Raw genomic sequence first — 9,907 nt, forward strand, 5'->3', positions numbered from 1 at the left:
GCGGTCGCGTCAGGCATCAGACCTCGAGCAGCTCGCTCTCCTTGTGCGCGAGGAGGGCATCGACGGCGTCGACGTGCTTCTTGGTGAGCGCGTCGAGCTCCTTCTCCGCACGCTGGCCCTCGTCCTCGCCGACCTCGCCGTCCTTGACGGCGGCGTCGATGAGGTCCTTCGCCTTGCGGCGCATGTTGCGCAGCGTGACGCGCGACTCCTCGGCCTTGCTCTTGGCGAGCTTGACGTAGTCGCGGCGACGCTCCTCGGTCAGCTGCGGGAGCACGATGCGGAGCACCTGGCCGTCGTCGGACGGGTTCACGCCGAGGTCCGAGTTCCGCAGCGCGGTCTCGATCTCCTTCTTGGCGCCCGCGTCGTAGGGCGAGATGACGACCGTGCGGGCCTCGGTCACGTTGATCGCCGCGAGCTGCTGCAGCGGCGTGGGTGCGCCGTAGTAGTCGACGGCGATGTTCGCGAACATCGCGCTGCTCGCCTGGCCGGTGCGGATCGCGGCGAAGTTGCTCTTCGCGACGTCCACCGCGTTGTCCATGTTCTCCTCGGCCTCGAGGAGGATCATCTCAGTCACGCTTGTCTCCTAACGGTGCGGCGTCAGGCCGTCACCAGGGTTCCGATTCTCTCACCGAGCAGGGCACGAGTCACATTTCCAGGCGTGTCGAGCCCGAAGACCTGCATGGGCATGCGGTTGTCCATGGCGAGCGAGAAGGCCGCGGCGTCCATGACCGCGAGGCGGCGCTGGAGCGCCTCCCCGTAGGTGATGCTGTCGAGGCGCTCGGCCGACGGGTCCTTGCGCGGGTCCGCGGTGTAGACCGCGTCGACGCCGTTCTTGCCCATGAGCACCTCGGAGCAGCGCGTCTCGAGGGCGCGCTGGAGGGACACGGTGTCGGTGGAGAAGTACGGCATGCCGGCGCCGGCGCCGAAGATCACGACGCGGCCCTTCTCCATGTGCCGGATGGCACGCAGGGGGATGTACGACTCGGCGACCTGGCCCATGGTGATGGCGGTCTGCACGCGGGTCGCGACGCCGGCCTGCTCGAGGAAGTCCTGGAGGGCGAGGGCGTTCATCACGGTGCCGAGCATGCCCATGTAGTCGGCGCGGGCGCGCTCCATGCCGCGCTCCGACAGCTCGGCGCCGCGGAAGAAGTTGCCGCCGCCGACGACGATCGCCACCTGCACGCCCTGGCGGACGGCGTCGGCGATCTCGCGGGCGACGCGGCTGACCACGTCCGGGTCGAGCCCGAGCTTGCCTCCGCCGAACATCTCGCCGGAGAGCTTGAGAAGAACGCGGCGCGCCGTCTGGGGCTCCGTGCCCGAAATCAGATCGCTGGTCTCGGTCACATGAACCTCCTGACGGCGCGCCGCGCCTCGCTCGTTTGCTATGCGTTTGTGGGGTGCTGCTGGCTAAGCCTTAGGCTCCCACACGGAAGCGGGCGAAGGAAACGACCGCGCCGCCCGCGTTCTCGACGACCTTGCCGACCGTGGTCTTGGGGTCCTTGGCGAACGCCTGCTCGACGAGCACGTTCTCCTTGAAGAAGCCGTTCATGCGGCCCTGCACGATCTTCGGCAGAGCGGCCTCCGGCTTGCCCTCACCCTTGGCGGTCTCCTCGGCCACGCGCTCCTCGTTCGCGACGATGTCCGCGGGGACGTCCTCACGCGCGAGGTACTTGGGCGAGTAGGCGGCGATGTGCATGGCGACGTCGCGCGCGACCTCGCCCGCCTTCGCGTCCGAGCCGACGAGGACGCCGACCTGGGCCGGGAGGTCCTTGTTGGTGCGGTGGAGGTACTCGGTCACGACCGGGGCCTCGACGCGCGCCACGCGACGCAGCACGATCTTCTCGCCGAGCACGCCGGCGTTCTCGTCCACGACGTCCTTGACGGTCTTGCCGTCGAGGTCCGCGGCGAGCGCGGCGTCGATGTCCGCGGCACCCGCGGCGACGACGGCGTCCAGGACCTTCTCCGCGAGCGCGATGAACTTCTCGTTCTTCGCGACGAAGTCGGTCTCGGAGTTGAGCTCGAGCAGCGTGCCGACCTGGCCGCCGTCGACGTCCTGGATCGAGGCGAGGACGAGGCCCTCGGAGGCCGAGCGGCCCTCGCGCTTCGTCACGCCCTTGAGGCCCTTGACGCGGAGGATGTCCACGGCCTTGTCGAGGTCGCCGTCGGCCTCGTCGAGCGCCTTCTTGACGTCGAGCATGCCGGCGCCGGTGCGCTCGCGGAGCGCCTGGATGTCGGCAACGGTGTAGTTAGCCATGTGTTGAGTCCTTTGACTAGTGGCTGACGAGTGGAGTTACTTGTCCTCGGCCGGGGCCTCGGTGGCCTCGGCGGCGGGGGCGGCCTCGGCGGCCGGCTCCTCGGTCGCGGCGGCGGGCTCCTCGGTGGCGGCGGCGGGCTCCTCGGCCTTGGCGCCGTCGAGCAGCTCCTGCTCCCACTCGGCGAGCGGCTCCGCGCCGGCCTCGGCCTCGGCACCGGCGGTGCCGCCCGAGTGGCGGAGGCGGATGCCCTCGGCGACCGCGTCGGCGATCACACGGGTGAGCAGGCCGACGGAGCGGATCGCGTCGTCGTTGCCCGGGATGCCGTACGAGACCTCGTCGGGGTCGCAGTTCGAGTCGAGGATGCCGACGACGGGGACGCCCAGCTTCTTCGCCTCGTCGACCGCGAGGTGCTCCTTGTTGGTGTCGACGATCCACACGATCGACGGGACCTTGCCCATGTCACGGATGCCGCCGAGGGTCTTGTCGAGCTTGTCCTTCTCGCGACGGAGGTTGAGCAGCTCCTTCTTGGTGCGGCCCGAACCGGCGACGTCGTCGAAGTCGATCTCCTCGAGCTCCTTGAGGCGCGCGACACGCTTGCTCACGGTCTGGAAGTTGGTGAGCATGCCGCCCAGCCAGCGCTCGTTGACGTAGGGCATGCCCACGCGCTTGGCCTGCTCGGCGATCTGCTCCTGCGCCTGGCGCTTGGTGCCGACGAAGAGGACGGTGCCACCGTGCTGGACGGTGTCGCGCACGAACTCGTAGGCCGCGTCGATCTTCGACAGCGACTGCTGGAGGTCGATGATGTAGATGCCGTTGCGCTCGGTGAAGATGAAGCGCTTCATCTTGGGGTTCCAGCGGCTGGTCTGGTGACCGAAGTGGACACCCGAGTCGAGCAGCTGGCGCATGGTCACGACGGCCATGGCACTTCCTTTCGCACGCGCGCGGCGCGTGCATGTTCTCTTGGCACCGCGGGCGGTGCCTTTTCGGTTGACGATGCGAGCCGGGCGGCTCTCATCCCTGGCGCCAACGCGGTCGGGCACCGATTGCTCGGACCTCGCCCTTCCGGCGCCTCCATCGGGAGGCGAATGACGCGCGACGTCATCCGGGCATGCCGGATGCGGGGTCAATCGTACCGGAGGGGTGGCTCCCGCGGCGAATCGAGGCGATGACCCCGTCGCCGCCCCGTCCCTGGGTTCTCCACCGATGCCGCGGCGGGCGTCGCGCGCCGCCGTCCGCGGGCGCATCGTCGCCTCATGACACGGTACCCCCGGGCCCTCGCGGCGCTGGCCGCCGCGTGCGTCCTCATGGGCGCGGCGGCGGCCTCCGCGGCCGGGGTCGCTCCCCCGTCCGTGCCCCTCCCGGCCCCGCCGTGGGCGCCGCCGACGTCGCCGCTGTCCTCACCGATCGCGCCGCTGCGGGCGCTCGCGCTCTTCGTCGCGCCGGCGGCGCCGTGGGCCGCGGGCCATCGCGGCATCGACCTCGCCGCGGCCCGCGGCGGGACGGTGCTGTCGCCCGCCGCCGGCGTGGTGTCCCACTCGGGGACCGTGGTCGACCGCGGCGTCGTGTCGATCGACCACGGCGGCGGCGTGGTGTCGTCGCTCGAGCCGGTCGCGCATGCGCCGCCCGCGGGCACCCGCGTGGGGCGGGGCGAGCCGGTCGGCGAGGTGGGCGCGGGCACGGGGCACTGCGCGCCGGCCACGTGCGTGCACTGGGGCGTGCGCGTCCACGGTAGCTACGTCGATCCCCTCGACCTGCTCGAGGGCTTCGGCCCCGTGGTGCTGCTGCCGCTCGAGGGCGGCGCAGCGCTCGGGGCGCCGGGTCGGCCCGACGGTGCGGCCGGGTCGGATGGTCCGGGCCGGCCCGAGGCTGCCGTCAGTTGAAGGCGCCGGTGCGGACCAGCGACTCGCGGAGCTTCTTCACGGCGGCCGAGTGGATCTGCGAGACGCGGGACTCGGTGACGCCGAGGATCTCGCCGATCTGCGCGAGCGTGAGGTTCTCGTAGTAGTAGAGGCGGAGCACCTCCTGCTCGCGGTCGCGCACCCCCTGGACCGCGGCCGCGAGCAGGGCGGAGGTCTCCCGCGCCTCGAGGCGCGTCGACGCCTGGGCCATGGCGGGCGACCCGAGCGTGGGGATCGGCTGCGTGTCGGGCTCGGCGGGCATGCCGTCGAGAGCGGCGACGTGGGAGAGCGCGACCTGGGCGCGGACGGTGCGGACCTCGGCGGTGGCCCAGCCGAGGTGGGCGGCGACGTCCTCGTCGGAGACGGGGCCGAGCGTCTCCTGCTCGAGCTGGCGGGTCGCGTGCTCGAGGGTGCGGGCCTTCGAGCGGACCGAGCGCGGCACCCAGTCGGCGGCGCGCAGCTCGTCGATGATCGCGCCGCGGATGCGGGTCGCGGCGTACGTCTCGAACTTGAAGCCGCGCTCGGGCTCGAAGCGCTCGACGGCGTCGATGAGGCCGAACATCCCGTACGAGACGAGGTCGGCGAGCTCGACGGTGTCGGGCAGCTTCGCGATCACACGGGTCGCGACCTGCGTGACGAGCGGGGCGTAGTGCGTGATGAGCGCGTCGCGGGCGGCGGCGCGGTCCGGGCCGTCGGCGGCGAGCAGCTCCCACCAGGCGGCGACGGCCCCGCTGGCGCCGGCGACGGCGGCCGGGGCCTCGGGCTCGACTTCGGAGAGCAGGCTGTTGAGCTCGGACATGGTGCGTCTCCCTCTAGGCGCGCGGATGAGCGAGGTGGTAGGCGGCGCGGAGCCGCTCGGCGGACACGTGGGTGTAGCGCTGGGTGGTGGCGAGGCTCGCGTGACCGAGGACCTCCTGGACGCTCCGCAGGTCGGAGCCGCCGGTGAGCAGGTGGGTGGCCGCCGTGTGCCGCAGCGCGTGCGGGGCGACCTCGTCGACGCCGGCGAGCCGGCACAGCTCGTGGACGGCCTCGCGCACCTGGCGCTGGTCGACGCGCTGTCCGCGCCGGCCGAGCAGCAGGGCCGAGCCGGTGGCCTCGCTGACGAGCGCGGGTCGGCCGCGCTCCAGCCAGGTGGTCGTCGCGACCGCGGCGGGCACGCCGAACGGCACGACACGCTCCTTGTCGCCCTTGCCGACGACCCGCACGAGGCGCTCGCCGAGGTCGAGGTCGCCCAGGTCGACGCCCGCGAGCTCACCCACGCGCATGCCGGTCGCGTAGAGCATCTCGACGGCCGCCCAGTCGCGCAGGTGCACCGGGTCGCCGTCGTCGGCGCGGGTGCGAGCCACGCCGAGCAGCGTCTCGACCTCGGCCGCGGTGAGGACCGTGGGCAGGACCGTCGCCGGTCGCGCCGAGGCGAGGCGCAGCGCCGGGTTGGGGACGATCCGGCCGGTGTCGGACGCCCACGCGAAGAACGCCCGCGCGGCGGCGCCGCGACGGGCGAGGGTGGTGCGGCTCAGGCCGTCGCCGTCCATCGCCGCGAGCCAGGAGCGGAGGTCGGCGAGCGCGACGCCGGCGAGAGCGGCGTCGATCCCGTCGGCCCGCAAGACGCCGAGGTGGGCGCCCAGGTTGAGCAGGTCGCCGAGGTAGGCGCGCACGGTGTTGCCCGAGAGGCCGCGCTCGTGGCGCAGGTACCCCTCGAAGGCTGCGAGCAGCTCGCTCGCTGCGGCATCCGTGCTGGTCATGGCGCCACCATGACACCGTCTCACCTGTCAAATCAATACCTTGAGTCACATTTGTAACATCGTCCCCACCTATCACGCATCTTTTGTCGGGGATTGTCCGTTTTATCAGGCCGGTTGATCGCCATCGGCCCTGGTCCACACCCCTCCCGCCACCGCCGCGAGACCCCGGCCCGCGAGGCCCGCGAGCGCCGTCCGCGCCTCCTCGGCGGTGAGGCCGGCGGCGATCGCGACGGCACCGGCGGGGGCGCCGCGCCGCGGGATCGCGCCATAGGCCTGGCGCTCCGCCCGGGTGCGGAAGTCCGTCCCGGTGCGCGGCGCGCCGTCCTGGTCCGGCGCCTCCCCCACCGGCAGCGCGAGCTCGAGCACGTCCGCGGGGGACGCGAGCAGCTCCGCCTCGTGGTTCCTGATGAGCCTTAGGCAGCCGACCGACGCCGCGGAGGTGAGCGGGCCGGGCACGGCCGCCACCGTCCGATGGAGCTCGGCCGCGTGACGGGCCGTGCTGAGGGCGCCGGACCGATGAGCCGCCTCCACCACCACGGTGGCCCCGGCGGCGGCGATGAGCCGGTTGCGGCTGAGGAAGCGCTGCCGCTGCGGTGCGAAGCCGGGCGGCTGCTCGCTCACCACGGCGCCCGCGGCGATCACCCGGGCGAGCAGCGTGGCGTTCCCCGCGGGGTAGAGGCGGTCGACCCCGCCGGCCAGCACCGCCACCGTGACGCCGCCGGCCGCGAGCGCGCCCCGGTGGGCCGCGGCGTCGATCCCGTAGGCGCCGCCGCTCACCACCGCGAGGCCCGCGTCGGCCGCGACGGCCGCCACCTCCGCGGCGATGTGCTCCCCGTACGCGGTGGAGGCGCGCGAGCCGACGACCGCGACCGACCGGGGCCACCATGCCGCGAGGTCGGCCTCGCCCCGGACCCACAGCGCGTGCGGCGCGCTCCAGCCCAGATCGTCGAGCGCGGCGGGCCACCCCGGCTCGCCCGCGGTGAGCGGCCTGGCGCCGATGCGCGCGGCGCGCTCGCGCAGGGCGTCCGGATCCGCGGCAGCGAGCCGAGGCCTCCACCTGCCCACGGCGCGGAGCACGCGATCCGCCTCGCGGGGATCCGCCGCCAGCACCACCGTCGCCGCGACCGGGTCGCCGTCCGCCGCCCTCGCCCACGCGAGCGCCTCCGCATGGCCGAGCCGCCCGACGAGCCACGACGCCTCCTCGTCGGCCGGCTCGGCGATGGCGCTCCACACGAGCCGGGCGTCCGCGTCGCCGACCTCGCTCACGCCGCGACCCCCTGCCGGAGCGCGAGCGCCTCGGCGACGTGGTCGACGCCGGGCGACGCGACGCCCTCGAGGTCCGCGAGCGTCCAGGCGAGCCTCAGCGCGCGATCGAAGCCGCGGGCCGTGAGCGCGCCCCGGTCCACGGCGCGCCAGAGTCCCGCGCACGCGGCGCGCGACGTCGCCTCGCGCAGCCACGTCCCGGGCACCTCGGCGCCCACCCGCCATCCGCACGGCGCGAGCCTCTCGGTCGCGGCGGCGCGGGCCTCGGCCACGCGCGCCGCGACCGCGACGCTCGGCTCGCCGGGCTCGTCCGCGCGCGCGGCGGCGGCGACCTGCACCTGGATGTCGATGCGGTCGAGCAGCGGCCCGGACAGCCGCGACAGGTAGCGGCGGCGCGCGATCGGCGCGCACGAGCACCCCTCCCCCGTGCCGGCGAATCGGCCGCACGGGCACGGGTTGGCCGCGAGCACGAGCTGGAACCGCGCCGGGTAGCGGGTCGCGCCGTGCGCGCGGTGGAGCACGATCTCGCCGCGTTCGAGCGGCTGGCGGAGGGTGTCGAGCACGCGCGTGGGGAACTCCGGCGCCTCGTCGAGGAACAGCACTCCCGCGTGCGCGAGCGACACCGCCCCCGGACGCGCGAGGCCGGCACCACCGCCGACGATCGCGGCCGACGACGCGGTGTGATGCGGCGCCTCGAACGGCGGGCGTCGCATCAGCCCGTCCGCCGGGTCGAACGCGCCGGCGAGCGAATGCACCGCGGTGACGCGCACCGCCTCGGCGTCGTCGAGGTCGGGGAGGATCCCGGGCAGCCGCTCCGCGAGCATCGTCTTGCCCGCGCCGGGCGGGCCGAGCATGAGGAGGTGGTGGCCGCCCGCCGCCGCCACCTCGAGCGCGGTGCGCGCCGCCTCCTGGCCGCGGACGTCGGCGAGGTCGGGCGGCGAGATCCGGGCATGCGCCACCGCGGGCGCGTGGACGGGCTCGACGGACTCCGCGCGGGCGTCGGCGCCGAGCGCGCGCAGCACCGTCGCGAGCGCGGCGGCCCCCTCCACCTGCGCGCCGGACACGAGCGCCGCCTCGGCCGCGTTGCCCGCGGGCACCACGACGCGCGCGGCGCCCACGTCGACCGCGGCCGCCACGGCGGGCAGGACGCCGCGCACGGGACGGACCCGGCCGTCGAGCCCCAGCTCGCCGAGGAGCACGAGCTCGCGCGCGCGTCGGGCGTCGACGGTGCGCGCGGCCGCGAGCACCGCGACGGCGATGGCGAGGTCCGTGGCCGGGCCGGACTTGGGCAGCGACGCGGGCGACAGGTTGACGGTGATGCGCTGGCGCGGCCACTCGACGCCCGAGGACGCGACCGCGGCCCGCACGCGGTCCTTGGCCTCCGCGAGGGAGGCGTCGGGCAGCCCGACGATGGTGAAGGCGGGCAGCCCGCGCGCGACGTGCGCCTCGACGTCGATGACGTGGCCCGCGAGCCCCGTGAGCACCACGGAGCGGCACCGCCCGATCACCCGACGCCCCGCACATGCTCGACGACCGCGGGCCCCGAGCGCGGCAGGGTGACCGCGACCACGTCGATCCGTGCACCCGCCCACACGAGCGGCTGGCCCGCGAGCCACTCCCCCGCGAGCCTGCGCAGGCGGCGCACCTTCGCCCCGGTGACCGCCGCGAGCGCGCCCCCGAACGCGTCGGAGCGGCGCGTCTTCACCTCGACGAAGACCACCTCGGCGCCGTCCCGCGCGACGATGTCGACCTCCCCGAGGCCGCACCGCCAGTTGCGCGCGAGCACCTCCCACCCGTCCTCGAGGAGCCGCCGCGCGGCGAGCTCCTCGCCGTACCGGCCCACCTCGTCCTTGACCGCCATCGCCCCACCTCCGCGGTCCACGGTGGACGATGCGCGGGCAGGGCGCCGCGGGCGGCCGCCGGGCTGTGGAGGGGGCACGGTGCGCCAGGTGCCGTGCGCATCGTCCCCACGCGCTCTCCGGACACGCGAGAAGGGCGGGGAGGATCGGCGGATTCTTGGGGTCCTCGCAACACCTGGTGTTTGGCTAGGTGGTCAGTAGTAGATCACGCAGACGCTCGGCTGGAGTTTTCCAGCCGAGCGTTTTGCGTGGGCGGCCGTTGAGTTCCTGGGCGACATGCTCGAGGTCCACGGCGCTGTGAACGGCCAGGTTGGTGCCCTTGGGGAAGTACTGGCGCAGCAGCCCGTTGGTGTTCTCGTTCGATCCGCGCTGCCAGGGCGAGTGGGGGTCGCAGAAGTACACGGGCACGCCGGTCGCGACGGTGAACTGCTTGTGGCCGGACATCTCGGCTCCCTGGTCCCAGGTCAGCGACCCGCGCAGATGCTCCGGCAGGGTGCCGATCAGGGGCACGAGGACGTCGCGGACCTCCTCAGCCGTGTGACCGGCGGGCAGGTGGCCCAGCATCACGTAGCGGGTCGATCGTTCCACCAGGGTGACGATCGCGGAGGCGTTGTTCGCGCCGACGATGAGGTCGCCCTCCCAGTGGCCGGGCACGGCACGGTCCTCGACCTCGGCGGGACGCTCACTGATCATGATCATGTCGTCCACGAAGCGCTTGGTGCGCTGGGCGGGGTCACGGTGGGGCTTGCGCCGGGTGCGTCCCGTGCGCAGTGCGGCGGCGACCTCACGTTTCAGCCCACCCCGGGCCTGGACGTAGATCGCCTGGTAGATCGTCTCGTGGCTCACGCGCATGCTCTCGTCGCTGGGATACTCGTCGATCAGAGCGTGAC

11 protein-coding genes are annotated in these 9,907 nt (G+C 73.9%); 1 reads left to right on the top strand and 10 read right to left on the bottom strand.

The features are described from left to right. Positions 1 to 16 precede the first annotated feature (16 nt). The 4 genes from frr to rpsB form a co-directional block, all read right to left on the bottom strand. Entirely contained in the window at positions 17 to 565 is a 549-nt protein-coding gene (gene frr, locus AOM07_RS09185) for a ribosome recycling factor (RefSeq protein WP_439644856.1), read from the bottom strand. 32 nt (positions 566 to 597) lie between these two features. Then, positions 598 to 1,344, bottom strand: a complete 747-nt coding sequence (pyrH, locus tag AOM07_RS09190) for a UMP kinase (protein WP_062313028.1) — start codon at positions 1,342 to 1,344, stop codon at positions 598 to 600. Positions 1,345 to 1,414: 70 nt separating this feature from the next. Then, positions 1,415 to 2,254 (bottom strand): translation elongation factor Ts, encoded by an 840-nt coding sequence (gene tsf / locus AOM07_RS09195; RefSeq protein ID WP_062313030.1) that lies wholly within the window; start codon positions 2,252 to 2,254, stop codon positions 1,415 to 1,417. A gap of 36 nt (positions 2,255 to 2,290) precedes the next feature. Next, positions 2,291 to 3,175 carry a 30S ribosomal protein S2 gene (gene rpsB / locus AOM07_RS09200; protein ID WP_062313032.1) on the bottom strand — a complete coding sequence of 295 codons (885 nt, stop codon included), beginning with the start codon at positions 3,173 to 3,175 and terminating at the stop codon, positions 2,291 to 2,293. A gap of 333 nt (positions 3,176 to 3,508) precedes the next feature. Here rpsB and AOM07_RS09205 point away from each other — a divergent pair, with 333 nt between their 5' ends. Beyond that, positions 3,509 to 4,135 (top strand): M23 family metallopeptidase, encoded by a 627-nt coding sequence (locus tag AOM07_RS09205; protein ID WP_062313034.1) that lies wholly within the window; start codon positions 3,509 to 3,511, stop codon positions 4,133 to 4,135. Here the strand turns inward: AOM07_RS09205 and AOM07_RS09210 are convergent. The 6 genes from AOM07_RS09210 to AOM07_RS09235 form a co-directional block, all read right to left on the bottom strand. Continuing rightward, a complete protein-coding gene (locus AOM07_RS09210) occupies positions 4,128 to 4,952 on the bottom strand; it encodes a FliA/WhiG family RNA polymerase sigma factor (RefSeq protein ID WP_062313035.1) in 825 nt (274 codons plus the stop codon). The two genes, AOM07_RS09205 and AOM07_RS09210, sit on opposite strands and share 8 nt — an antisense overlap. A 13-nt stretch (positions 4,953 to 4,965) precedes the next feature. Continuing rightward, a complete protein-coding gene (locus tag AOM07_RS09215; protein ID WP_062313037.1) occupies positions 4,966 to 5,895 on the bottom strand; it encodes a tyrosine-type recombinase/integrase in 930 nt (309 codons plus the stop codon). Between the two features lie 105 nt (positions 5,896 to 6,000). Next, positions 6,001 to 7,161, bottom strand: a complete 1,161-nt coding sequence (gene dprA, locus AOM07_RS09220) for a DNA-processing protein DprA (RefSeq protein ID WP_062313038.1) — start codon at positions 7,159 to 7,161, stop codon at positions 6,001 to 6,003. Next, complete coding sequence (locus AOM07_RS09225; RefSeq protein WP_267127782.1) at positions 7,158 to 8,645, bottom strand: YifB family Mg chelatase-like AAA ATPase; 1,488 nt, start codon at positions 8,643 to 8,645, stop codon at positions 7,158 to 7,160. Before AOM07_RS09225 ends, dprA begins: the two co-directional genes overlap by 4 nt. Before the next feature lie 17 nt (positions 8,646 to 8,662). After that, a complete protein-coding gene (locus AOM07_RS09230; protein WP_062313040.1) occupies positions 8,663 to 9,019 on the bottom strand; it encodes a YraN family protein in 357 nt (118 codons plus the stop codon). Between the two features lie 184 nt (positions 9,020 to 9,203). Next, on the bottom strand, positions 9,204 to 9,907 hold a 704-nt coding region (locus AOM07_RS09235), incomplete at its 5' end, for an IS30 family transposase (protein WP_156171896.1).

This window comes from Demequina rhizosphaerae, from assembly GCF_000971255.1.
Taxonomy (GTDB): Bacteria; Actinomycetota; Actinomycetes; order Actinomycetales; family Demequinaceae; genus Demequina; species Demequina rhizosphaerae.

Coding starts and splice junctions, on each gene's coding strand:
- AOM07_RS09205 (WP_062313034.1), top strand. CDS start 3,509: ATGACACGGTACCCCCGGGCCCTCGCGGCGCTGGCCGCCGCGTGCGTC.
- AOM07_RS09215 (WP_062313037.1), bottom strand. CDS start 5,895: ATGACCAGCACGGATGCCGCAGCGAGCGAGCTGCTCGCAGCCTTCGAG.
- AOM07_RS09210 (WP_062313035.1), bottom strand. CDS start 4,952: ATGTCCGAGCTCAACAGCCTGCTCTCCGAAGTCGAGCCCGAGGCCCCG.
- AOM07_RS09230 (WP_062313040.1), bottom strand. CDS start 9,019: ATGGCGGTCAAGGACGAGGTGGGCCGGTACGGCGAGGAGCTCGCCGCG.
- tsf (WP_062313030.1), bottom strand. CDS start 2,254: ATGGCTAACTACACCGTTGCCGACATCCAGGCGCTCCGCGAGCGCACC.
- rpsB (WP_062313032.1), bottom strand. CDS start 3,175: ATGGCCGTCGTGACCATGCGCCAGCTGCTCGACTCGGGTGTCCACTTC.
- frr (WP_439644856.1), bottom strand. CDS start 565: ATGATCCTCCTCGAGGCCGAGGAGAACATGGACAACGCGGTGGACGTC.